Origin of the sequence: Pusillimonas sp., assembly GCF_044464525.1 — a bacterium.
Taxonomy (GTDB): Bacteria; Pseudomonadota; Gammaproteobacteria; order Burkholderiales; family Burkholderiaceae_B; genus Pusillimonas.
Map to the genome: position 1 here is coordinate 128,986 of NZ_JBIQLE010000002.1, position 24,398 is coordinate 153,383.

The window sequence follows — 24,398 nt, forward strand, 5'->3', positions numbered from 1 at the left end:
GGGGAATTAGCTGCTGAGCTTGAGGGTGCCCTTCATGATTGCCCAGTGGCCGGGGAAGGAGCAGAAGTAGGCGTAATCTTCGCCGGCGCTGAGCTTGCTGACGTCGAAAGTGACGGAAGCTTCTTCGCCTCCGCCTATCAGGTCGGTGTGGGCAATAATGCGCTCGTCGTCGGGCTTGAGGTAGTCATTGGCGGCGCCGGCGGCCATGCCGTCGGTGGCGGCGGCCTGCATGTCGGCCTGGGTGGTCAGGACCCAGTTGTGGCCCATGGCGGCCACGGGCAGCTTGCCCACGTGCTTGAGATGAACCGTGTATTTTTCGCACGATTTATCCACGGTGATTTCTTTTACGTTGAACTGCATTGCATCGTTGCCTTCGATGACGGTTTCGCAATTTGCGGCCATGGCGGGAAGCGCGGCGGCGGACAAAACAGCGGCTAGGGCGAATTTGGCGAACATATCTGGCTCCGTTTAGCAGTAAAAAATTCGTGACAACGCGGCCCTTCCGACAATTCCGGAGGGGCCGCGCCGTATCTTGTGTACCCATTCTAACCTTGAGCACGGATATCCGGGTTGACCCTGATCAAACAGAATGTAAAAAGCCCGCCTCAAAAGAGGCGGGCCAGGCAAGGACATATACAAGTCCTTGGATAAACGCGCCGTCACGGCGCGCCATGCCGCTGAATCGGCTTATTGCTTTTTATTCGTCAATGCATCCATGTCGATGAGGGACCAGTCGCCATCCTTGACAGTGATGAGAACGCGGCCACGCTCGTCCATGCCGAAGTGATCGGTTGGCGTCATGTTGTAGATGCCGTGGGTTGCGACCACTTCTTTGGCGTTCTCGATGGCGTCGCGAAGGCCGGCGCGGAATTCTGGAGTGCCGGGCTTGCCCGCCTTGAGCGCTTCAGGCACGGCGTTTTGGAACAGCAGGAAGGCGTCGTAGAACTGTGCGCCAAAGGCCGAAAGAGAGCCCTCGCCGTACTTGGCTTCGTAGCGCTCGGTATAGTCGAGGCCCAGTTTTTTGGACGGGTTGCTGTCGGGAAGCTGATCGGCCACGACAACCGGACCAACCGGCATGATGGTGCCTTCGACAGCCTTGCCGCCCACGCGCATGAACTCTTTGGTTGCCGTACCGTGCGTTTGGTAGATTTGGCCCTTGAAGCCGCGGTCTTGCAAGGTGACCTGCGGCAAGACCGAAGGCGTGCCAGAGGCAACCACCAGCACCGCATCGGGCTTGAGGGACACGATCTTGACTGCCTGGCCGGTTACGCTGGTGTCTGTGCGGTTGAAGCGCTCCACGGCGGTAAGCTTGATGCCCGCGGCTTCGGTGGCTTTTTTCATGGCGGTGAGCCAGCTTTCGCCATAGGCGTCGGTATAGCCGATGAAGCCCAGCGTCTTGACTCCGGTAGCTTTCATGTGGGAGATCAGGCCGTCGGCCATTACATCGTAATGCTGCGGCGCACGGAACACCCATTTGTTCTTGTCTTCAGGCAGCTCGACCGGCGCGACGGTAATCTGCGGGGTCTTGGATTCGTTGGCGATCTCGGCCATGGCCGCGCTGGGCGGGGTGGAGGACGAGCCCAGCAGGATATCGACCTTGTCTTCGGCGACCAGCTTGCGTGCATTGCGGCCCGCCTGGGTGGCGTCGGTGGCGTCGTCAAGAACGATGTAGTTGACTTTTTCACCCTCGATGGTGTCAGGCAGCAAGGGCACGGTGTTTTTTTCGGGGATGCCAAGCGCGGCGGCCGGGCCCGTTGTGGAAAGCGATATGCCCACATTGATGTCGGCCTGCGCCGGCATGGCAAAGACCGCCATCGAACCGGCGGCGATAGCCGCCGCGAGCGTCAACTTTTTATTCATGCTTACTCCTGATTTGCAACTTAAGGCACTGTTATTGAATTATGGCGCTCGCCCGGATCTGTTCTCCAGGCGCCAGCAGCGACTCTACGCCGTTAAAAAACCAGGGTCAAGATTTCTGGTTACATCTTCGGGTTAACCATCCCCATTACGGTATCGGCCGTGCCGCAAGAAGCTGTTGGAGCCGCGAACGCGCCGATTGCGACGAGCGCAAGCTAATGGAACGAGACCTTAAGGCGCGCAGGCCGGAAACACCAGCAGCGGCAGGCCGGTGACGAACACCGCGCCAAGCGCCGAGACGTCGATCAGAAAAGTGGTACGCCACATGAAGCGGCCATGGAGGCCTTCGCCGTGTCCGTGCCGCAGCCTCCGCCACTGGCCGCCGCTGCGCCATGCCAGCGCCGCGCACGCCAGCAGGTGCGCCGCCCACAGTACGCCCAGCGCCAGGCTAACAGTCGACGCCCGCATTTCGGATGGAACAGAGAGGCAAGCCAGGGCGTGGCCCACATACAGGACGGTGAAGGCGACCGCCCACACAATGAAACCGGCGATGGCGCGCCACACGCCGGGCACCGGCCATGAAGCGCCATCATTTCGGCCGGGCCGAAGGGGGCCGTTCATGCCGAACCTCGCAAACCAAGCATCAAGACCAGCAAGCCCAGGCCGCTCAAGCTTGTGTAGCCGGTCCACAGGGCCTGCACCCGCAACTCTTCCAGACATACCGCCTCGGCATGCAGGGCACGCCGGCACAAAGCGTACAGCGCCATCAGCAGTGCGACGGCCAGATGCAGGCCGATATACACCAGAACGACCAGCATCAGAGCCGAATACGCATGCCCGGTCGGCGCTTCAAGCCAGTGAATCAGCACGCCGACCGCCGCCAGGGCCACTGCCGCACAAAGCACGCCGGCCGCCTGTGGCGCGATGCCGCGCCCCCTTGCTGGCGTGGCCAAAGCGGCGACAAGCAGCCCGGCCAGCGGCACACCCAGCATGACCCAGACCCAGGGATCTGGATCCAGCCGGCGCGGCGGCGGCCAGTTGGGCGCATACAGGCTCAGGAACAGGCAGCCAAATATCAGAGAACTCAGCAGGGCGGTGTTGGCGGCCAGCGCGCACGCCATTCCCCACCAGCCAGGCGAACCCCTGGCCGCCCAGTGGCCGGGCAGGTCCACCCCCGTACCGGCCGCAACACGCGGCGGATTGCCCTTGGGCGCCAACTGCCAAATCCATGCGGCAAAGAGCAGCACCGTCGCTGCGACGGCGGCCAAAGCGATTACATAGGTTTTAAAAAGCAGCGCAAGGAAAAACACGCCTGTTGCGATACCGCAATACAAGGGCATCCAGGTGGGGCCGGGCAAATGGATGACGCTGCGCGGCTCGCCGGTGATCACCTCGATGCTGAGTGTTTGGCGGGTGGGCGGCGGACATGCCGCCAGCCACATGCGGCCCCCCTCGATCTCGCCGCCCAGCGTGGGCCTCTCCCACAAGGGATAGCGTCCCGGTATGTCGGGGATGCTTGCAAAATTGTACGAGGGCGGCGGCATGGGCATGGCCCATTCCAAGGTGCCGGCCTGCCATGGGTTGTGGCGCGCGGGATCGCCTTTGCGGGCATGCAGCACCAGGTCGATCAGAAATATGCCGAAGCCTATGGCCTGAATGAAGCCGCCCATGCTGCTTAGCAGATTGAGCGTGTCCCAGCCCGAGTCTTGGCCATATGCGAAGATGCGTCGCGGCATGCCGAGCAGGCCGGTCAGGTGCATGGGCAGAAAGGTAAGGTTGAAGCCAACGAATACCAGCCAGAACGCCGTCGACCCAAGCCGGGCCGATGGCATGCGTCCGGTCAGGTGCGGCATCCAATAGTAGGCGGCCGCCATCAGCGGAAAGACTGCGCCGCCGATCAGCACGTAATGCATGTGGGCGACGACGAAATGGGTGTCGTGCACCTGCACATTGAACGGTATCAATGCCACCATGACGCCCGTCAGGCCGCCCAGCACGAAGATCACGAGAAACCCGCCCAGGTACAGCATGGGCAGGCCGAAGCGCACTTTGCCCGACCATAGCGTGGCGATCCAGGAAAAAAACTGTATGGCCGTGGGTATGGCCACCAGCATGCTCGCGGCGGAGAAAAGCGCAAGGCTCAGTTGCGGAATACCCACGGCGTACATGTGATGTACCCACAGCCCGAAGCTGAGAAAGCCCATGGCCACGATCGCGTTCACCACCCATGTGTGGCCCACCAGAGGATGGCGTGCGAAAGTGGGAATCAAGGTTGAGACCATGCCCGCGGCCGGAAGAAAAATGATGTAGACCTCGGGATGGCCGAACATCCAGAACAGATGTTGCCAGAGCAGGTTGTCCCCACCCAGTTCGACGGTAAAAAAGGGCAGGCCGAAGGCGCGCTCAAGTTCAAGCAGGATGCTGCCCAGGATCAGCGGCGGAAACCCCACCAGGATCATGCCGGCCGTGATCAGCATATACCACGCGAAGATGGGCATGCGCGCGAGGCTCATGCCCGGCGCCCGCATCTTCAGAATGGTGGCGATCAATTCAACCGCCCCGCACAACGCCGAGATCTCCGCGAACGTGATGCCTATCAGCCATATGTCGCTGTTGATGCCCGGTGTGTACTGGTTGCCGGCCAGCGGCGTATACATGAACCAGCCGCTGGAGGGCGCAAGCCCCAGCGCCATGCCCGCCATCAGAATCAAGCCGCCGAATAGATAGCACCACCAGGCATAGGCGCCCAGCCTGGGAAAAGCCAAGTCGCGCGAGCCCAGCATCTTGGGCAACAGATAGAAGGCAAAGCCTTCAAGCATGGGTATGGCGAACAGGAACATCATCACCGTGCCATGCATGGTGAAGATCTGGCTGTACAGCTCGCTGTCCAGGAAACCGCTGTGCGAGGTGGCAAGCTGGGCCCGTATCAGCATGGCCAGCACGCCGCCGATTAGGAAGAAGCAAAGCGCGGCCAGCATGAAGCGCTTGCCCATGGCCGTATGGTTCACCGCCGACCAGCCGCGCCAGCCCGGCGGGGAACGCCAGACGCCGTCCAGGGCGCGATGCAGGGCGGCGGGATCGGCCCGCCCGCTCTGGGCGACGCCCTTCGCTGAGCCGGGCGCTTCATTTAGAGAACCGCGCGCCTTGCCGTTCGAGGGGCCGGGGGAGTCGTTCATGGCGCTCCTTGGCGATGGAGGGGCAGCGAGGCAAGCACCTGGGCAAGCCGCGCCTCTTCATGCGCCACGACTTGAAAATGCATGGCGGCATGCCCGATGCCGCAGTATTCGGCGCACTGGCCGTGATAAACGCCCGCCTGGCCGGCGGTGTACACGACCCGGTTCGTGCGTCCGGGTATCGCGTCCATCTTGCCACCCAGCCGGGGAACCCAGAAGCCATGTATGACGTCGGACGCGGTCAGTTCAATGGACACGGGCGCACCCGCCGGTACATGCAGCACATTCACCGAGTAACGCGCGCCGCCGGGCGCATCGGGGTAACTGACTTCCCACTGCCATTGGCTGGCCGTCACCTGGACGCGGTATTGCGTCTCGCCCTGTCCGGGCATGGCAAGATAGGCGTAGGCCAGCAGCGCCGACATCACGCTCAGCGGAAACAGCACGCCGCCGCCGAGCAACAGCCACAAGGGGCGCCGGCCCGGACGGCTTTCCGACCGCGCGCGAAGAGCGAAAAACACCAAGGCCAGCATCATCAGCAGTACTGATAGGCTGCCCCAGGCCATGACATACCAAATGTTGGCGATGTGCTGGGCCTGAGCACTGGCCGGATCCAAAGTGGATAGCGGAGCGCTATCGCATCCCGCCAGAAATGCCGCCGGCATGATGAGCGCCGACTTCCAATCGCGAAGCCGCTTACCTTGCCGTCCCGGTTGTTGCTCGCTTGCAAGGTACGCGGCTTGCTGGCGTCTATGGTTCCGGGGCAAAAGGACCATATCCATGAAAGCCATGAAAGCATTCTTGCGGCGCAAGTCGGAAAACCCGCATACGGCGATGGCCCTTGGCAGCCATCCCTTGCACCCCATGGTCGTGCCTTTCCCAATCGCTTTCTTGATAACGGCGTTGGCCACGGACCTGATCTTCCTGATGACGGCCGACGCATTCTGGGCTCGCTTATCCCTTTGGCTGCTGGGTGGCGGGGCGTTCATGGGCGTGGTCGCAGGCCTGATCGGAGCGGCCGAACTGCTCATCATCGGTTCCATACGACGCAGGGCGGCCGCCTGGAGCCATTTCGTGGTGGCGGTGATGCTGTTGTCGGTCGCGTTCCTGAACTGGTTCATGAGACTGTCCGATCCGGTTGCCGCCATGTTTCCGTGGGGGCTGGGCCTGTCCTTTCTTGGCTTCCTGCTGGTCTCGATTGCGGGATGGCTGGGCGGAAAGCTGGTGTTTGAAGAGCGGGTGGGGGTAAAAGAGGCTTGAAGCCGCTTTGGCTCTGGCGAGGCTCCAAAATTGGCGCCGGACTAGCATCTGAAAAATAGGGCAGGCGCGGCTTGGCCAACACCAGCCACAGCACGCAGGGGAACAGCAACACCGGCAGGGCGATGCGCATCACACGCGACAAGGCGTTGGCGCGCTCCGCTGTGTGACTTTGCTTGGCCAGGATGACGCCGCAGCGAGCATGAATAATGGCCAGTATCGCCACAAAAAGCAGTTTTACCGCGAACCAGGGCGCGGTCACCTCGCGCATCGGAATCAGCGCGGTCCCGCTCACGATAGCCACAATGGCGAAAGGGGAGGCGATCCAGATATATAGGTTGCGGACCATGCCGTGCAGGCGCAAGTACTCGGGGTTGGATAGGCGCGGGTTATGTTCTGCCATAAGAATTGGCAGGTAGATCAAAGAGGCGCTCCAACAAACGATCGAAATGATGTGCAACCCCTTCACCCAGGCCATTCTTCCTCCATTCGATCCCCGCGTTTCATCACTCGAAGGCTGGAGCAGCAAGCAGCATGCCCATCCGGCTCACCACCATAATCTGCTCAGTGCGGGCGCTCTAAGGGCGAAAGGCATCGACACATTCGCTGCACGGCAAGGGCATAGATATTGCTGATGCCACAGCTCGTTCGACGGGGTAAATACTATGACTAAAAAACTTGATCGGGACTCCGGCCCCTATGCCGGCGTGCATCATGAAAAATCCAGCCCGTACGAAGGCTCTTCAGGGGGGTGGGGTTCTGTGCGCGCCCTGGCCGACATCTTTGCAAGAACTGGCGCCGCTACTGCGATGGCCACGATTCTGCCCAGACAGAACAAGCCGGGCGGAGTCGCATGCGTAAGCTGTGCGTGGGCCAAGCCGGCCGATCCGCACACTTTTGAGTTTTGCGAGAATGGCGCCAAAGCGACGGCGTGGGAGGCCACTTCTCACAAGATAGACGCCTCGTTTTTCGCCGACCATCCAGTATCAGAGCTGCGCCGCTGGAACGATCACCAGCTTGAAAACAAGGGCCGCCTTGTGGAACCCATGGCATGGGATGAAGACTCCGGCTGCTACCAGCCCATTCCGTGGGATCAGGCCTTCGCCGAAATCGGGGCTCAATTGGACAGCATGGAGCCCGACTCGGTGGTTTTCTATACCTCGGGGCGCGCCTCGCTGGAGGCCGCCTACATGTACCAGTTGCTAGCGCGCACCTATGGAACGAACAACCTGCCGGACAGCTCCAACATGTGTCACGAGTCGACGTCCGTCGGCTTAAAAGACGCCATCGGGCTTGGCGTGGGCACTGTACGTCTAGAGGACTTTCGCCAGACTGAGGCCATCTTCTTTTTCGGCCAGAATGTCGGAAGCAACAGCCCTCGAATGCTGCACGAGCTTCAGGCGGCAAGCGAGCGGGGCGTTCCCATCGTCACGTTCAACCCGCTTCGCGAAAGGGGGTTGGAACGCTTTCGCAATCCGCAACGTCCCAGTCAGATGCTGGGCGCCGAAAGCACACCAGTCAGTTCACACTATCACCAAGTACGACTTGGCGGTGACATTGCCGCTGTGGCGGGAATCTGCAAAGCACTGCTTGAACGCCATGAGGCCCAATCGGGCGACGCTTCAGCCGCATCCATTCTGGACATGGACTTCATTGACCGCCATACCTCTGGTTTCGAAGGCTTCGCCCAGTATTTACGCGACGCGCCATGGCCCGACATCGAACGGCACAGTGGCTTGACACGCACCGCGCTTGAGGACGCCGCTCGCATCTACGAAGCAGCCGACGGGGTGTTGCTGGTGTACGGCATGGGGCTTACCCAGCACTTGCGCGGCGTGGACAACGTGCGCATGTTGGTGAATCTAGCCCTGATGCGAGGCAATATCGGCAAGCCCGGCGCCGGCCTCTGTCCGGTCCGAGGCCACTCGAATGTGCAGGGCCAACGCAGTGTAGGCATCACGGAAAAACCCGAACTGGCTCCGCTGGACCGGCTCGAGGAGCTCTATGCCTTCGAAGCTCCGCGCAAGAAGGGGCGGGACACAATCGGCACGTGCGAGGGCGTAATGGACGGTAGTGTGCGTGGCTTCGTGGCCTTGGGCGGCAACTTCGTGCGAGCCGCGCCGGATACCGAAGCGCTCGAGGGCGCGTGGTCGTCGCTCGACCTCACGGTTCATATCACCACAACCCTCAATCGCAGTCATTTGTATCCTGGCAAGGCGTCGTATCTGCTGCCTTGCCTGGGCCGCACGGAAGTAGACGAGCAGCTCAACGTGGCACAGGCGGTATCCGTAGAAGACAGTACGGCTTGCGTGCATGGTTCGCTCGGACGCAAGCCGCCGGCCGACCTGCGCCAGATGTCCGAGCCCGCCGTCATTGCCGGCATTGCCCTGGCCACCCCCAGGCTTGAAAGGGCCAGCGTGCCGTGGATTGAATGGTCGCAGGATTATTCCCAGGTTCGAGACGCCATCGAAGCAACTTATCCGCAACGATTTTCGCGCTTCAATGAACGATTATGGGAGCCCGGCGGCTTTCCTCTGACGAACGCTCCGCGTGAACGCATTTGGCATACCGACACCGGCAAGGCCCAGTTCGCAGCACCTGCCGACTTGACGGCCTTGCGACGCGAGCGGCTCGACGATGAAGACGTCATGCAGCTCATGACGCTGCGTAGCAACGATCAATTCAATACCACCATCTACGGTTACGAGGACCGGTTCCGTGGCGTCTCAGGTACCCGGCAGATCGTGTTCATGAACGAGGCCGACATGCAGCGGCTGGGCTTGGCCGAGGGTGACCGCATTACCCTGCACACTGCGTTGGAAGAGAACGTGGAACGGCGCGTGGCCGGGTTGAAGGTCGTTCCCTACGACATTCCGCAGGGGTGTTGCGCCGCTTATTACCCGGAATGCAATGTATTGCTTCCGGTCTGGCACCATGCTGAAATAAGTCGGGTGCCTGCCGCAAAGTCCATCCCTGTGCAAGTGTCGCATCACACCGAGAGTCTATAAACATACGAAATCCGTCCAGTGCGTTTCGTTGCGTTGCAGCATACAGGTCGACAAAAAAACTTATAGGGCAAATGGCCTAAATTCTGTTACGATCGGCGGCAACTCGAACGGCGACTTGTAAGTTGTGCCGCGAAGCCGCCACGCACTGGAGACAATCTTGAAGAATACAGTTCCAGCCCTCATGGCGGCCGGCTTGGCCGCGTTCGTGCTTGCCGGTTGTGGAAGCGGAGGAGGATCGGGCGACGACACCGCGCAAGGCCCCAACATTCTGTTCGTCATCATGGACGATGTCGGCATCGACCAGATGAAGGTCTTCGGCTATGGCGGCGCCGTCGGCCCCGACCTGCCCAATATCGACGCCGTCGCCCATGCGGGCGTGCGCTTTCGCAATACATGGTCCATGCCCGAGTGCTCTCCGGGCCGCGCCGCCTTCTTCACTGGCCGCTACCCACATCGCACCGGCATCCATCAGGCCATCGGCCCTCTGGATCTGGCCAATTCACAATTGTCTCCCTACGACGCCACCACGCCCAAGCTGCTTAAGCAGGCCGGCTACGAAAGCGCCATGTTCGGCAAGTTCCACCTGGCCGGCCCCGAGAATAACGAGGCCGAGAACGCCACGCCCGCCGTATTGGGATGGGATCATTTCTATGGCTGGGTGGGCGGTTTACCTGGTTCAATCGACAGCACGGCTGGTGGCGTCGACGCAAGCGGGCCATATATGTGCGGCTTCGTGCCGGGGGTCAACCTTCCTCCTGGGGAAAACATAGGAGCGCAAAAAGGCGCTTGCTACCAGCCTGATGGCGCTTGCCAGGTAATGGAGCGCACGTCGCCGGATCAAGACCCGGCCGGATTGCAATGCCTTGCGTCAGGAGGCGTCTTGGTCCCTGGTGAACAAACCTGCGGCACAATGCCGACGAATCTCACCTTCGACAAGCTCAATGGCTACTATGTGTCGCCGCTGGTCATCATCAACAACGGCGACGTCGAAGAAGTGCCGCTTACCGATGAACGCGCACGCGGCTATCGCACCACCATCGAAACCGATGCCGCCGTCGAATGGATCAATTCGCGGCCGGCGAACAAGCCCTGGATGGCCACGGTCAGCTACAGCGCCGTACACACGCCATGGCAGCAGCCGCCCCGAAACCTTCTTGCGGGCCATGTGGGGCCGCTGGATCATCTTAGCTGCACAGATGGAGTTGGCGTGCGTGTCATTCAAGACCGCATGACCGAGGCCCTGGATACTGAATTCGGCCGCCTGCTGGTAGAAACCGGCCTTGCGTCGTACAACGCTGACGGCAGCCTCAATTACGACCCCAGCGCCTCGAACACCGTCATCGTCATCGTCGGCGACAATGGTTCGCTGGCCACGGCGGTCAAGCTGCCTTTCGATTTCACGCGCTCCAAGGGTTCGGCCTACCAGACCGGCGTCTGGGATCCGCTGATCATCGCCGGGCCGCAAGTGGTGCAGCCCGACCGCGAAGTCGACCATATGGTCAACATGGTCGACGTGTTCCAGTTCTTCGGCGAACTGGCCGGCATCGACGTTCATAAAGAGGTGCCGCGCACCGTCGATTCGGTGGGCATCCTGCCTTACCTGAAGGACCCGGGGCAGGGCAGCCTGCGCACCATCAACTTCACCATGGGCGGCATGAACATACAGGCTGACGGCGGAAGAAACGGTCCTTGCATCCTGGCCGAGTCCGCATGCACGGTTATCCCCACATCCAAGAGCGTCTGCGAAGACAACCTGGGTGTGTGGTGGGGCAAAGACTACAACGAGGGCGAGGGGGTGATACCCACCAATCCCCCCGGAGCCGGCTATGAAACCTGCGCTGATGTAAACAAGGCCATGTTCGAGACGCACGGGACGATGTACGGGCTGGTGCCCGAGTCCTCCGTGGCCATCCGCGACGACACTTACAAGCTGGTACGCAACAGCAGCAGGGACTACGACCCCGCTACCAAAGACTTCGTGACGGAAACGGTTGAAGAACTATTCGTAATCGACCAGGCCAAGCCTGTCCCCAAACTCGACCGTGAAGGCGAGAGCCTCCTGGTGGGGCCTGGAAAAGCGAAGGATGCAGAGTCGCAAGAAGCCTACAACTACCTGCGCGTCATGCTGGACGACATGCTGGCCTCCAACCCCGAGTGCCCGGGCGACGGCAATATGGATGGCGTCGTCGACGCTGAAGACCTGACGCAATGGCGGCGCATCGCTCACGCCTGGGGCGAATCCAGCGTCTACGATTTCGTCACCGGCGAACATCGCGACGGCAAGACCAACCACCTTGACGAAGCGGTCATCCTGGCCAAACTGAACACGACCTGCGAACGCACCTACAGCATCTATTGATGCCCACCCTCAAGGCCCGCCCGCCCCGGCGGGCCTGCCGCTCCTTTTGCTTCGGCGCGGTTCCGCATTAATTGTTAGTGGCTTCTTGATTCAACGGGGCGAACACCTAAGGACGCAACATTGAACAAGACCGCGACCACCTTGCTTGCCGCCACCTGCTGCGCACTGGCGCTTGCCGCATGCAGCAGCGGGGGAAGCTCCGACGATACGGCGTCAGGAACCCCCAACATCCTCTTCGTCATCATGGACGACGTCGGCATAGACCAGATGAAGGCCTTTGGTTATGGCGGCGACGATCCTCCGCACATGCCCAACATCGACATGGTGGCGGAAGCGGGGCTGCGCTTTCGCAATACCTGGTCCATGCCCGAGTGCTCACCGGCACGCGCGGGCTTTTTCGTGGGACGCTATCCATTTCGAACCCACATCTACCAGGCCATTGGCGAGAACGACCTGGCCAATGCCCAGCTTTCTCCTTACGAAACCGCCATCCCGCAATTGCTTAAGCAGCGCGGCTATGAAAACGGCCTGTTCGGCAAGTTTCACCTGGCGGGGCCCGACAACATCGAGCAGACAAACACCATGCCGGCCGTGCTGGGCTGGGACCGCTTCTACGGCTGGATCGAGGGCTTGCCAGAATCCATCGACACCTCGGCCGGAGGTGTGGCTTCGGAAGGCGTGCATATGTGCGGTTTCGTTCCCGGCAGCCGTGCTGCGGGCGGGGCCGATGCGGGCGCCTGCTACCAGCCTGATCTTAGCTGCGCGTACATCGAGCGAGAGTCGCTAGACCACGACGCGGCCGGCCTGCAGTGCCTCGATTCCGGCGGAATTTTCGTGCCGAACGCTCAATGCAGCGACACAGCGCCCACAGGCCTGAACTTCAAGCAGACCAATGCGCATTACGTATCGCCCTTGGTGATTATCGAGGCAGGCCAGGTCGAGGACGTACCGCTCGACGACAGCCGCTCGCGCGGTTTCCGCGCCCGCATCGAAACCAACGCCGCCATCGAATGGATCAATTCCCGCCCGGCGCAAAAGCCGTGGATGGCCACGCTTAGCTTCAGTTCGGCCCACACGCCCTGGCAACAGCCGCCCCAAAGCATGCTTCCAGGCGGGAAACCGGCCCTGGACACGCTGGACTGCAGCGAAACAGCACACGGCCGCCGGATACAGAATCGCATGACCGAAGCCCTGGACAGCGAGTTTGGCCGGCTGCTGGTCGAAACCGGCATGGCCACCCGCAACCGCGACGGCAGCCTGAACTACGATCCCAAGGCAAGCAACACCGTCATCGTCATCGTGGGCGATAACGGCACGCTGGCTTCGGCGGTCAAAAAACCTTTCGTCAGCGGCCAGGCCAAGGGCACCGCCTACCAGACAGGCGTATGGGACCCGCTGATCGTCGCCGGGCCGCAAGTGGTCGAACCTGGACGAGAAATCGACCACATGGTCAACGTCGTCGATCTGTTCCAGTTTTTCGGCGAACTGGCCGGCATCGACGTGCACCAGGAAGTGCCTCGCACGCTGGATTCCGTGGGCATCCTGCCTTACCTGGGCGACCCCCGGCAGCCCAGCTTGCGCAGCATCAACTTTGCCATGGCCAACCTCAATGAACAGGCTAATGGCGTCAAGAACAGCCCTTGCGTCGTCGAAGGAACCACGTGCACGCAGATTCCGATGAACAAAGAGATCTGTCAGGATACACAAGGCGTATGGTGGGGCCCCGGGTACGATGACCACAGCGTGATCGATAACGGCGGCGCGGGATACGGAAGCTGCGCCGAAGTCAACCAGGCGCTGCATGTAAAGGGCGAGCCGCTGTTGAATATTCTTGCCGAAACTTCGGTGGCGATACGAAACGTCAACCACAAGCTGGTACGCAATACGAGCCAGCTATATGACTCGGATAACGACAGTATTCGAACCGAAACAGTCGATGAGTTATTCGAAATCGACCAGGCCGCGCCTGTGCCGTTGCTGGACACAAAAGATCGGAATCTGTTGCCGCCCTCAAGCCCCGAAATAGAGGCCATCTACAAAGACCTGAAACAAAAGCTTGAACGTATGTTGGCCTCTGACCCGCATTGTCCCGGCGACGGCAACATCGACGGCGTCGTCGACGGCAACGACCTGGAAAACTGGGCGCGCATCGCCAACGAATGGGGCAAATCCAGCGTCTATGACGCCATCATCGACGACGTGCGCGACGGCGTGACCAATGCTGCCGACGGCACTGTCATCCAGAACAACCTTGGCAAAACCTGCGAAAAAACCTATGCGCTTTACTAAGATGTCACGAAGAAGATGGTTGGTGCTGGGCGGCGCAACGGTCGGCGCCGCCGCAGTGGCGGCGGCGCTGGCCTGGAATTCCCCTGCGCCAAAGGCGCCGGCCGAACCCATCGTCGTCCTGGGCGACGGCGTCTCTGCTCCTGAAGGCATGGCCTGGGTACCGCCCGGCACGTTTCAAATGGGAAGCGAAAGCAAGTTGGCCCAGCTCAACGAAAAACCCGCTCATTCAGTCAGGGTAGGGGGGTTCTGGATGGACGTCGCCCACGTCACCAACGACGAGTTTGCTGAATTCGTGCGCCAGACCGGCTATGTAACAACCGCTGAGCAAAAGCCTGATTGGGAAACCATACGCGTTCAATTGCCGCCTGGCATTCCCAAACCGCCCGACGACGTCCTGGTGCCGGGCGCCATGGTATTCGCGGGCACCAATGGGCCCGTCGATCTGCGGGATTATTCGCAATGGTGGCGCTACGTGCCCGGCGCCGACTGGCGTCATCCCCAAGGGCCGGGCAGCTCCATCGAAGACAAGGGCGATCACCCCGTCGTGCAGGTCAGCTACGACGACGCGCTGGCTTATGCCAAATGGGCCGGCAAACGCCTGCCCACCGAGGCCGAGTGGGAATATGCCGCGCGCGGCGGGCTCGAGCAGGCCACCTTTATATGGGGTGACGAACTTATGCCCGACGGCCGGCAAATGGCAAACTATTGGGATACCGAACAGCAAGGCACGTTTCCGGTCGTCAGCCCCAAGGCGGGCGGCGCCGAGGGCACCGTACCGGCCCGCACCTTTCTACCGAATGGCTACGGCTTGTACGACATGACCGGCAACGCCTGGCAATGGGTGGCCGACTGGTACGGCGCCGATTATTTCGCCAAGCAGGCCACCGCCAAAAAGACCATCGACAACCCCAAGGGCCCCGAAAAATCATTCGACCCCTCAGACCCCGGCGCGCCCGCCAACGCGCCCAAGCGGGTGATACGCGGAGGGTCTTTCCTGTGCAACGAAAGCTATTGCCTGTCGTACCGGCCAAGCGCGCGGCGCGGCTCTGATCCCTACAGCCCCATGTCGCATGTTGGATTCCGCTTGGTAAAGGACGCACCGGCGCCCACGGCGGCGCAGGTGGCGACGCATACAGCCAAGACACCTTGAAACCGCTTCAATGAAAAACGCCGATCGCTGGATCGGCGTTTTTTGTTTCAGCTGAAGATGCCTTAAGGAATGAGCCCGAGAGCGGGCGAGCCTAAGAAGCCGGCCGGCAATCTCTGCGCATGTTCTGGTTGATGATGGCCAGGTCGGCCTCGTTCGTCAGGCCGTCGTGGTTGAAGTCGTACCAGCTTGAATGGCCGCCGTTATGGGTGCTGAAATACTTCCAGTTTTCGACATCTTGCTCGTCGACCACCAGGTCGAGGTTGCCGTCGCCGGGGCAATCGATATGGCTGGCAAGCAGGGTATCCATTTCGGTTGTCAGCGCCTGATAGTTTTGCTGCATTTCAGGCGTCATGTGATGAGGCGGCTGCAGCAAGTCCAGATTCTCGCGGTCCAGAAGCGGCAATGGGACGTTCTGATTAATGGCATAGAACTCTTCGCTGGATTCGACTTCGTTGCTGGCGCAGTTCAGGCGTTCGAGCTGCACCAATTTGAAGGATTCATTGCGCACGGCTCGTTGGGAGTTGGGCAAGAGATCGACGGGGTCATCGCCTTGGTTGACAAGGTACTCATTGACGGCACAGCATGATTCCAAGCCTTCGGCGCCCGCGACGCCACCTGGGCCATACCAGACGCCGCTCTGGTCTGCGCATACCCCCGCTTGTGGAAAGATCTGAACGCACATATTGAACGCCGGAATCACGCAAGGTGAAGGGGGGTCGGCTTTGACCGACGCGATATTGGTGCCCATTTCGGTGTAATTGGTGCTGCGGATGCTTGTTTGAGATGGTTCAGTAAGGTAGGCGAGCACCGGCTGAGCGTCGACCTGCCGCGTTTCGGGCAAGGCCTGCGCAAGATCGATGCCGGCCACTTCGCTGAACAAGGCGTACATATCGGCGGAATTGACCATGTGGGGCACTTCACGGCCGGGCTCTTTGACCATGGGGCCGGCCACTACCAACGGCACCCAGACCCCGGTCTGGTAGGGCGAACCTTTGGCTCGCGTCAGGCTGAAGGGGAATTTGACGCTAGGGCCGTATGTGCCGTTGTCGGCCATTATGACAACCACGGTGTTGGTCTCTTGTGGCCGGTAATCAAGCGCGCCGTCTGCGCGATACTTGGCAAGGCCGGTTTCGACCATCAGGCGCCCGATTTCCGTATCCAGCGCTTCAATCATGTGGGTGGTCAGCTCGCGCTGCGCCAGCAACGAGCCCTCGTTCTCGGCATCGTTTGTACACGTATAGGCGTCGATCTGGGCAGCGGCGTCGGGCAGCAATGAAACAGGCGGCGGCTGCAAGGGCGTATGGATGGCCGAATACCCTACGCTGGCCATCCAAGGCTTATCGGAAGGCTGCTGCGTGATCCAGTCGACAGCCAGGTCGGTTTCCATGATAGTGCGGTAGCCGCGACCCCGAGCGTGTTCCGGGGGGAACACCTGAACCGTGCCGTCCGCATGGTTGATGACAAGCTCGCTGGTGTAATAACCATTTTGTTCGGTGAAATCCAGGTAGCTGGGCGCCGAGGCGTGGCACGACTGGCCCGGGTCGAACAAGCCGCCGCCCGCCACGCAGGCCAGGCCGGGAATGCTCTCTTCCTGGGTAGATATGTCGGTGCATTCACCACTGGGCTGGTAGCAAGCGCCGGTGTCGGCGCCATGAGTCGGATCGGCCGCCAGGGTGGGTACAAAACCACATCCGTAATGGGCGTTGTTAGCGTGGTTGGCGCCGCCGGCGGTCGTGTCGATGGGGTAGGGCGCGCCGTCCAGGTAACCGGCGAAATAATCCCAACCCAGCTCGCGCATGGCGCCGTTTCCCAAGGGGTTGTTGTCAGGGTTGCGGTCGGATCCGACCAGGTGCATTTTGCCGATCAGGGCGTTGACGTACCCCTTTTCTTTTAGCAGCTTGGGCGTGGTGATCTCGAATGGCGACAACTGCGAATTGGCCAGGTCGGTGGAGACGACGGCGTTTTTTATGTTCGAGCGAAAGGGATAGCGGCCATTGAAGAAGGTGGCGCGGGTGGTCGTGCAAGTCGGCATTGACCAGGCATTGCGAAACGTAACGCCGGCCTGGGCGACTGCATTGATGGTGGAAGTTTTGGGTATGCCTTCTTGAATCACTCCGCCGTAGCCGAAGGCAGATAGCTGATCCACCCCAAGATCGTCCAACACCACGAACAAAATATTGGGGGGTTGTTTATCGTTCGACGCCACATCGTTTCCGCCGCTGCCGCAGGAAGCCAGGAAGAGGGCGGACAAAGTCGCCGCAAGCACAGCCGGAACTCTTCTATACAAGGTATTCTCCTGTTTGCGGCCTGGTCCGGGTGCCCCTGGCAGCTCTTATTGCAAGCAATTACATTCTTCTGCGCTTTTGTTATGCAGGGCCAAAGCCATGTTTCGATGCGGATCGGTGCCGCGTTAAAACTAAACTATTGTATGTTGATGAAAAAATCGTAACAGACTTTTTTTACGCCGTCATGAGAAATTTAAACAAAGCGAGGCCAGCATGATATCCATGTGGGCGCCCTGGAATATCGAACCGGCGCTTTGGCTGGCCGCCATGGCGGCCTTTGCCCTGGCGCTGTGCATGCCGCTTGGCCGCATCGCCTATCGGCTGCCCCGGTCTTTGGACCCCGCTATTCCCATTGAGATCACACCTCTTCATCGGCGTTATCGCCTGGGCTTCTGGATCGCGGCCCCGCTGCTGGCCGTGGCGTGCGCCTGGCGTTTCGGTGCGACACCGGCAGCCGTGGCGGCCACCGTCTATGTCGTGATTCTGCTGGCCCTGGCCTGGATCGACGCCGAAACCGGCTTCCTGCCCGATGCGCTGACCCTGCCCCTGCTCTGGCTGGGCTTGCTGGTGAATGTGGGCGGTACATTCACGCCCCTGGCCGACGCTGTCGTCGGCGCGGCGGCCGGCTACATGTCGTTCTGGCTGATCAGCGGCGCCTTCCTGCTGCTGACGGGCCGCCAAGGCATGGGCAATGGCGACTTCAAGCTGCTCGCGGCGCTCGCAGCCTGGCTGGGCTGGATGCCGCTGCCATGGATTCTATTGATCGCTTCTTTGCTGGCCCTGGCCATCGCCCTGGTTCGCCGCCTGGCCGGCCGCATGCAAGCGGGCGAGGCATTCAGCTTCGGCCCTTACCTGGCGGTGGTCGGCATCGCTGCCTTGCTGCGGCTATAAAGCCCTGTTCTCTTTCAGCCGGGGCCGACCCTTGTTGAAATATTTATGATGCCCGCTGGCAGGGCCGTCATGAAGCCGTGAGACCAGCGGGATCGACGGGCACGAACCCTTGGGGCGGCATGGGCTGGCTGGGCATGGTGATATCTTCAACGATGCCGTCCTGGTCGATGGAGACGCCGTTGGGCAGCACCGCCGACAGCGTCACGCCCTGAGCCAGCGTCTGGCCCACGCGATAGGCCTGGGCGGGGCCGCCGTTGATCGACAGCAGCGCCGCGCCTTGTTGTCCCGAGGCAATCAGGCCCACCACCGCAACCCGCAACCGTGCACTGCCGCCACCGAACCAGTTGGACACCGGCGTGAGGTCTTGACCCGGCGCCGGGCCGGAGGCCAAGGCCGGCGGTGCAGGGGCGGGGCGGGGCGCCAGAAGCAACGCGCTCCACAAACCAATGCCCGCCGCCAGCGCAACCATGGCTGCGGCCTGGAGCAGGAAGGGGCCTCGAGCACCTAACGAGGCCGATAAGGAAATTACGCGTGGAAACATGCGACAGATAATGCCTTAAAAAAGCTTGGCACGCAGCAATAATTGCCGTTTCGCGTGCGCTGTTCCCGATATGGGCCGATGAATGATGTCACCATGGCTGTGCTCGTTCGGCGCGCTACCTGCAGGCTCGAGGCTCTTATCAAGAATCATCCCGCCTTTCATCATTCTGACCAACTATAAATGTTAAATAACATTGACTATGGAGTTTGACGGCGAGTAGGATGCATTCGACCCTGGTTGTATCCAATTCATTCTTATTCGGTCGCATTCTTACCCAGCGCCCGATTGTTTTATTTTTCTTTGCAATGACAAGTAAATTCCTATCCTTGAGGTTCGGCCTGCGCTCCTTCTCTGCAAAGCCTTCACGGCACGCGGCGCTTCAGCGCGGCTTCTCGCTCATTGAGATTATGGTTGTCGTGGTCATCATGGGCGTGCTGGCCGCACTGGTGGTGCCAAATGTCATGGACCGCCCAGACCAGGCACGAGTAGTGGCGGCCAAGCAGGACATTGGCGCCATCATGCAGGCGCTCAAGCTTTATCGCCTCGATCATGGACGCTACCCCAGCAATGAGCAAGGCTTGAACGCATTGGTAGGCGAGCAGGGTAAAGGTTCAGCCTATATGGACCGCATTCCCACCGATCCCTGGAATACCCCTTATCAGTATCTCAACCCCGGGGTGCATGGCGAAATCGACGTATTTTCGCTGGGCGCCGACCGGCAACCCGGAGGCGAGAGCGTCGATGCCGACATCGGTTCCTGGACCCGCTGATCGCCGACAGCAAGGGTTCACCCTATTGGAGATGATGATCGTCCTGGTCATCATCGGCATCGCCACCACCCTGGCTAGCGTCTCGGCCTTCGGCAATAACGAAGCTCGGGCGCTGCGCCAGGACGCCTTGCGGCTGGCGCAGCTTTTTACCGCTGCCCAAGTCGAGGCGCGAGCCAGCGGGCAATCCATCGTATGGCAGCATGATGTTGACGGTTATCGCTTCACGAGGTTGCCGCGCAAGCTGATCCTGCCCGCCCGGCTGGCGGCTCGCGGCCATCGCGTGGAAGACACCGCTCTGGATGCCGGGTCTATCCTGCGCCCGCGAGAATGGACGACCGACAAGCCTGTGGATGTCCGCATCGAGCCTCGGGAAGTACTGATTTTCGGCGCTGACTGGATCGCCGGCCCCATGAAAATGGAGCTGGCCTCGGGCGATCGTACAGTGACGCTTGCCCGCCTGGGCAACGGGCGTTTCGTGGTGGAGCAATGACGAGCCGGGCACGCCAGGACGGCTTCACTCTTATTGAAGTATTGGTGGCCCTCGCGATAGCGGGCGTGGCGCTTGCCGCCTGCGTCAGGGCCTTGGGCGTAGGTGCGACAGGCGTGCGCGCGATGCAAGAACGCAGCCTCGCCCAGCAGGCGGCGCAGAACTTCATGGCCGAAATCCGGCTTCAGGCTGTATTTCCCGCAGTAGGACGACGCACTCAGCCTTGTCCGCAGGGGCCGCTGGGTTTCCAATGCGAACAGGTGGTTCAGGCTACCCCGAACCCCGATTTTCGTCGCCTGACAGTGCGCGTGCGCCTGGGCGATGGGCCGGTTCTAACAGAGCTGGACGGCATTTCGTCCAGAGTTCAATGAAACGCGTCGCGGCCCAGCAGGGCTTCACCCTTATTGAAGTCCTGGTCGCGTTGACCCTGATGGCGTTGGTCAGCTTGATCTCATGGCGCGGCCTGGATGCCGTGCAGCGAACCGGAGACCGCCTGGACGAACGCAGCGAAGAAGCCCTCGCGCTTGTGCGCGCTTTGGGGCAGATCGAACGCGATCTGTTATTGCACGCCGGCGCCGACGTGCTGCCCCAGCCGGCGTCCGCCGCCGATGGCGCCATGGCCGGCGACAATCCGGACACTGTCGCGCGCATGCCGACGGGAATCGTCTGGAACCCTCAAAGCGGGCTTAGCCTGGTGCGCTCAGCGGGCGACGGCCTATGGCAACGGTTGCACTGGTATCTGCACGAAGGCAATTTGATGCGAGCCGCCGGCGCTCCATCATATTTATTGCCTTTGCCCGACGTGAACACCGGCGTGGTGGTTCTGGATCAGATCGACGCGCTGCGCATAAGGTTGTGGGTGCCTGGCCAGGGGTGGATCGAGCCTCAGCGCGATGCTGAAGACGGAAACCAAGCCGCGCCGGGCGCAAACGCGCCATCCGGCGCGGCAGGGCGGGGCGCTGCCGCCACCGGCCTGGAAGTATCACTGTACAAGCGAGGGTTGGGCGCCGACCAACCTTATCGAAAAGTGGTGGTGTTGCCATGAGCCCAGTGCATCGTCAACGCGGAATGGCCGTTATTGCGGCGTTGCTGGTGGTCGTAGCAGCGTCTGCCTTGGCCGCAGCGGTGATCGAGCGCCAGGGGCTCATGGCCAACATCCTCATCACCGAGCGAGACCGGATCCAAGCTTCGTGGCTATTGAGAGGAGGGCTGGACTGGTCGCGCGTGATTCTATTGATGGACGCTCGCAACAGCCCCACCACGCGTCTGGACGGCGTCTGGGCCCAACCCGTCCTAGGACTGCCGGTCGGTACGGCCGACGACCCTGACCGGGCTCTTTTTTCTGGCCAGGTCGAGGACGAGCAAAGCAAATTCAATCTGCGCAACCTCGCTGAAAGGGGACGCATCGACCCGCGCGAACTGGAGGCGCTTGAAAGCCTGCTGCGATGGCTGGACATCGATCCCAAGCTTGCGAAAGTGATGGCTCAACGCGTGGCCCAAAGCCAGTACAACGAAAACGGCCCCCCGCGTGCGGTGGGCCTGCGCGGCATCGACGACCTGCGTCTGCTTGACGGCTTTACGGCGCGTATCATCGACACCTTGCAGCCTTTCGTGACGGTCTTGCCTGTGGCCACAACCATCAATGCCAACACGGCGTCCGCCGAAGTGTTGGGCGCAGTCGTCCAGGAACTGGGTTTGGCAGGCGCGCGCGAACTGGTGGTGCAGCGCGACAAGGGCATGTGGTTTACCAACCGCGGCGACTTCATCAATCGCGTGCGCATCAAGGAACCGGATGCCGGGCAACGTATAAGCGTAAACAGCAATTGGTTTCGCGTAACCGGCGAGGTTACCGTAGGGGCTACCCTGGTGAGCCTGCGCGCCTTGCTGCACCGCGCCAACCAGGGCCTTGCATCGGTCCGCTGGGTGACCTACTAATACTAATATGAAACAACATTTGCGCCTGGCTCTGCCGCCTCTTGAATTCCTGTCCATTGATACACGCCTGGCCTTCGTGCTCATCGACCGCCATGGGCAGGTTGCGCGGGCGGGCGAATTGACCCCAATCGAAATGGGTTCCCAGATCGGCTCCCATCCTGCATACGCCGTGTTGCATCCCAACGACGCCATTGTGGCTCAGGTGACGGTCCCGCCGGTGTCGTCCCAACGCCTTGACGCCGCAGTGGCAGGCAGCATAGAACCCATGCTTCTGTCCGACATTGAGCAGCTATGCGTGGCCCATGGTCCGCGCAATCCGGACGGATCAGTAAAAGTTGCCTGGACCGCGCGCCGGCCGCTGGCCGACGCCTGGTCCTTGTTGGCCGACGCCGGGCTGGATGTCGCGGCCTTCATTCCGCATACCCTGGCTGTCCCGATGGACGATCCGCATCCCGAAACGCCGCTGGCCTTGCCTGGGGGGCCGCGCTGGCTCGCACCTTTGCCACCCTGGTCGCTGGCGCACGAAAGCCTGCGTCCGGCCTCAGCGGGCGGACGGTGGCGTAAGGCGGCATTGTGGACGACAGCCGCCGCCGCAATCTGGATTCTGGGGTTGAACGGATACGCAAGCCGCCTTCAGGCCGAGGTGGATACATTGCAAGACAACATGAGGTCGGCCGTCATGCAGGCCTTTCCTCAGATTCCCATTGTCATCGACCCGGTGCGCCAGGCTCAGAATCAACGTGACGCCCTGCGGCTGACCCAGGGCATCAGTGCGGACGACGACTTCATGCCTCTGGCGCTGGCCACCGCACAGGTGCTCGACTTCGCTCAGGGCCATGTGCGCAACTTGCAATATGAAGAGGGCGAACTTGTCCTGACCTTGGCCGAAGGCTATACCCCGCCGGCCAACGAAGCCACACTGGCCCAGGCTGCGGCCGTGCAGCAAGTCGTGCTCGAAAAAGACAACACCCAGCCACATGCATGGCGAATCAAGAGGCCGGCGTCGGCGTCAAGCGCCCGGAAGCCGTCATGAGCATCGCAACCACAATGTCGAGGATGGAGCAGGCCTTTCGCTCACGACTTGCACCAGTTTCCGAGCAAGCGCGCGCAGCGTGGCGGCAACGCACTGCCCGCGAGCAGACTCTACTGCGCTGGGGCGCGCTCCTGCTTGCCGCTGCCCTGGTTTGGCTGATCGGCCTGCAACCCGCGCTCGAACGCATGCGCGCCGCGCACCAGCAACTACCTCTGCTGCAGGCGCAATCCAGTCGGCTCGATGCCGTCATTCTTGAAGCTCAGGCGCTGGATCGCGGGCGTTCAGGCATGCTCTCCGCCGATGAAACCGAACAGGCTCTGCGCGCCAGCCTGGTCAGTGCAGGCCTGGATGAGCTGAGCCGGTTCAATACAAAGCCCGATGCCGTGGCGACATGGCAGATTCATTTCACCAACGCCCCGGCGGGCCGCCTGATCCAATGGTTGTCCAGCTTGCCATATGTGGCCCAGGTAAAAACCGTCCAGGTCGATCTGGCCCGCAGCAACGTCGACGGACGCGACCGGCCAGGGCAACTTACGGGCGCCGTCGTGCTGGCCATGCCTTCCCGGGAGACGCCGTGACACGCTCCCGCATCGCCCAAATACTATTGCTTGCGGCCGTGGCGCTCGCGGCCGCGCTCTGGGCATTGCCCGCGCGATGGACCATGGCCTGGATACCCGATTCGTCTCCAGTGACGGTAATAGACGCATCCGGCACCATGTGGAATGCAAGCGCCACCATTGCCATCGGTGTCGGAGGCCTGCGACGCACCTTGCCCGATCCGGTGCAATGGCGCTTGGCTTTCGATGGCGGGCCGCAGCTTGTGATTCGCCATCCATGGCTTCAGGGTCCGCTCAAGCTCGCACCCGATTGGACCGGCCTGCGTTTATCCGCGCAGACCCTGCAGTTGCCCGCCTCGGCATTGACCGCCATACATGCGCTGTTCAATACCTTGGACCCTGGCGGCGAACTTCATCTGACATGGCCCGAGCTCGCCTTGAGGCGCACGGTCTCGGTGCCGGGGGATGCGGCCACACTGCTCACCGCCCAATGGCGTAATGCGTCTTCCTCATTGAGCCGTGTCAAGCCCATGGGCAACTACACTCTGACCTTGAACGAAGGATCAGACGACACCATGGCACTGGAGCTTGGCACCCGGCAAGGCCCCTTGATGATGGAGGGATCAGGTACTTTGTCGCGCTTTGGAGCCCAATTTGACGGAAAAGCCTGGGTCGAGGAATCCAGCACTGAAGATACCCGGGCATCGCTACAAGGCTTGCTTGCCGCAATAGGGCCCGCCACCGGCCAGGAAGGCTCGGTTCTTATGAAAATACGTTAATGCCTGTGCAAAACCAAAATCTAAACC

General features: G+C 61.2%; 21 protein-coding genes and 1 pseudogene. 14 read left to right on the forward strand and 8 right to left on the reverse strand.

All coding sequences use genetic code 11. From position 1 onward, the window contains the following. Positions 1-6 precede the first annotated feature (6 nt). The 5 genes from azu to coxB all read right to left on the reverse strand — a co-directional run bounded on the left by azu (position 7) and on the right by coxB (position 5,695). Positions 7-456: an azurin gene (azu, locus tag ACIY1O_RS01825; protein WP_397473361.1), complete on the reverse strand. Its 450-nt coding sequence runs from the start codon at positions 454-456 to the stop codon at positions 7-9. A gap of 231 nt (positions 457-687) precedes the next feature. After that, positions 688-1,860: an ABC transporter substrate-binding protein gene (locus ACIY1O_RS01830; protein WP_397473362.1), complete on the reverse strand. Its 1,173-nt coding sequence runs from the start codon at positions 1,858-1,860 to the stop codon at positions 688-690. Positions 1,861-2,088: 228 nt separating this feature from the next. Further along, entirely contained in the window at positions 2,089-2,478 is a 390-nt protein-coding gene (locus ACIY1O_RS01835) for a hypothetical protein (protein WP_397473363.1), read from the reverse strand. After that, positions 2,475-5,033, reverse strand: coding sequence for a cytochrome c oxidase subunit I (gene ctaD, locus ACIY1O_RS01840; protein WP_397473364.1), 2,559 nt, complete (start codon positions 5,031-5,033; stop codon positions 2,475-2,477). The genes ACIY1O_RS01835 and ctaD overlap by 4 nt, the downstream gene beginning before the upstream one ends. Then, complete coding sequence (gene coxB / locus ACIY1O_RS01845; RefSeq protein ID WP_397473365.1) at positions 5,030-5,695, reverse strand: cytochrome c oxidase subunit II; 666 nt, start codon at positions 5,693-5,695, stop codon at positions 5,030-5,032. Before coxB ends, ctaD begins: the two co-directional genes overlap by 4 nt. Positions 5,696-5,810: 115 nt before the next feature. Here coxB and ACIY1O_RS01850 point away from each other — a divergent pair, with 115 nt between their 5' ends. After that, entirely contained in the window at positions 5,811-6,290 is a 480-nt protein-coding gene (locus ACIY1O_RS01850; protein WP_397473366.1) for a DUF2231 domain-containing protein, read from the forward strand. Between the two features lie 79 nt (positions 6,291-6,369). On the opposite strand, the pseudogene ACIY1O_RS01855 reads toward ACIY1O_RS01850, so the two are convergent. Next, a pseudogene (locus tag ACIY1O_RS01855) lies at positions 6,370-6,765 on the reverse strand (CopD family protein); the annotation flags it as partial. A 187-nt stretch (positions 6,766-6,952) separates the two neighbouring features. Between ACIY1O_RS01855 and ACIY1O_RS01860 the strand changes: the two are divergent. The 4 genes from ACIY1O_RS01860 (at position 6,953) to ACIY1O_RS01875 (ending at position 15,093) form a co-directional block, all read left to right on the forward strand. Continuing rightward, positions 6,953-9,295: an FdhF/YdeP family oxidoreductase gene (locus tag ACIY1O_RS01860; protein ID WP_397473367.1), complete on the forward strand. Its 2,343-nt coding sequence runs from the start codon at positions 6,953-6,955 to the stop codon at positions 9,293-9,295. A gap of 157 nt (positions 9,296-9,452) precedes the next feature. Beyond that, on the forward strand, positions 9,453-11,654 hold the full coding sequence (locus ACIY1O_RS01865; RefSeq protein WP_397473368.1) for a sulfatase-like hydrolase/transferase: 2,202 nt from the start codon (positions 9,453-9,455) through the stop codon (positions 11,652-11,654). A 120-nt stretch (positions 11,655-11,774) separates the two neighbouring features. Then, positions 11,775-13,943 carry a sulfatase-like hydrolase/transferase gene (locus ACIY1O_RS01870; protein ID WP_397473369.1) on the forward strand — a complete coding sequence of 723 codons (2,169 nt, stop codon included), beginning with the start codon at positions 11,775-11,777 and terminating at the stop codon, positions 13,941-13,943. Position 13,944: 1 nt separating this feature from the next. Then, a complete protein-coding gene (locus ACIY1O_RS01875; protein WP_397473370.1) occupies positions 13,945-15,093 on the forward strand; it encodes a formylglycine-generating enzyme family protein in 1,149 nt (382 codons plus the stop codon). A 91-nt stretch (positions 15,094-15,184) separates the two neighbouring features. Here the strand turns inward: ACIY1O_RS01875 and ACIY1O_RS01880 are convergent, their stop codons facing one another. Continuing rightward, a complete protein-coding gene (locus ACIY1O_RS01880) occupies positions 15,185-17,380 on the reverse strand; it encodes a sulfatase-like hydrolase/transferase (RefSeq protein WP_397473371.1) in 2,196 nt (731 codons plus the stop codon). A 211-nt stretch (positions 17,381-17,591) separates the two neighbouring features. Between ACIY1O_RS01880 and ACIY1O_RS01885 the strand changes: the two genes are divergently transcribed. Next, complete coding sequence (locus tag ACIY1O_RS01885; RefSeq protein ID WP_397473372.1) at positions 17,592-18,269, forward strand: prepilin peptidase; 678 nt, start codon at positions 17,592-17,594, stop codon at positions 18,267-18,269. Between the two features lie 67 nt (positions 18,270-18,336). Here the strand turns inward: ACIY1O_RS01885 and ACIY1O_RS01890 are convergent, their stop codons facing one another. Then, complete coding sequence (locus tag ACIY1O_RS01890; protein ID WP_397473373.1) at positions 18,337-18,810, reverse strand: type II secretion system protein N; 474 nt, start codon at positions 18,808-18,810, stop codon at positions 18,337-18,339. A gap of 305 nt (positions 18,811-19,115) precedes the next feature. Between ACIY1O_RS01890 and gspG the strand changes: the two genes are divergently transcribed. The 8 genes from gspG to ACIY1O_RS01930 are packed head-to-tail and all read left to right on the forward strand — an operon-like array spanning position 19,116 to position 24,371. Further along, positions 19,116-19,580 (forward strand): type II secretion system major pseudopilin GspG, encoded by a 465-nt coding sequence (gene gspG, locus ACIY1O_RS01895; RefSeq protein ID WP_397473374.1) that lies wholly within the window; start codon positions 19,116-19,118, stop codon positions 19,578-19,580. Next, complete coding sequence (gene gspH, locus ACIY1O_RS01900; RefSeq protein WP_397473375.1) at positions 19,552-20,070, forward strand: type II secretion system minor pseudopilin GspH; 519 nt, start codon at positions 19,552-19,554, stop codon at positions 20,068-20,070. The genes gspG and gspH overlap by 29 nt, the downstream gene beginning before the upstream one ends. Then, positions 20,067-20,438, forward strand: coding sequence for a type II secretion system minor pseudopilin GspI (gene gspI, locus ACIY1O_RS01905; protein WP_397473376.1), 372 nt, complete (start codon positions 20,067-20,069; stop codon positions 20,436-20,438). The genes gspH and gspI overlap by 4 nt, the downstream gene beginning before the upstream one ends. Then, complete coding sequence (locus tag ACIY1O_RS01910) at positions 20,435-21,112, forward strand: PulJ/GspJ family protein (protein WP_397473377.1); 678 nt, start codon at positions 20,435-20,437, stop codon at positions 21,110-21,112. Before gspI ends, ACIY1O_RS01910 begins: the two co-directional genes overlap by 4 nt. Beyond that, a complete protein-coding gene (gene gspK, locus ACIY1O_RS01915; protein ID WP_397473378.1) occupies positions 21,109-22,002 on the forward strand; it encodes a type II secretion system minor pseudopilin GspK in 894 nt (297 codons plus the stop codon). Before ACIY1O_RS01910 ends, gspK begins: the two co-directional genes overlap by 4 nt. 7 nt (positions 22,003-22,009) lie before the next feature. Then, the gene (gene gspL, locus ACIY1O_RS01920; RefSeq protein ID WP_397473379.1) at positions 22,010-23,035 is read left to right on the forward strand and encodes a type II secretion system protein GspL; all 1,026 of its coding nucleotides are present in this window, start codon (positions 22,010-22,012) and stop codon (positions 23,033-23,035) included. Continuing rightward, positions 23,032-23,613, forward strand: a complete 582-nt coding sequence (gene gspM / locus ACIY1O_RS01925; RefSeq protein ID WP_397473380.1) for a type II secretion system protein GspM — start codon at positions 23,032-23,034, stop codon at positions 23,611-23,613. Before gspL ends, gspM begins: the two co-directional genes overlap by 4 nt. Further along, positions 23,610-24,371, forward strand: coding sequence for a type II secretion system protein N (locus ACIY1O_RS01930; RefSeq protein WP_397473381.1), 762 nt, complete (start codon positions 23,610-23,612; stop codon positions 24,369-24,371). Before gspM ends, ACIY1O_RS01930 begins: the two co-directional genes overlap by 4 nt. Positions 24,372-24,398: the final 27 nt, after the last annotated feature.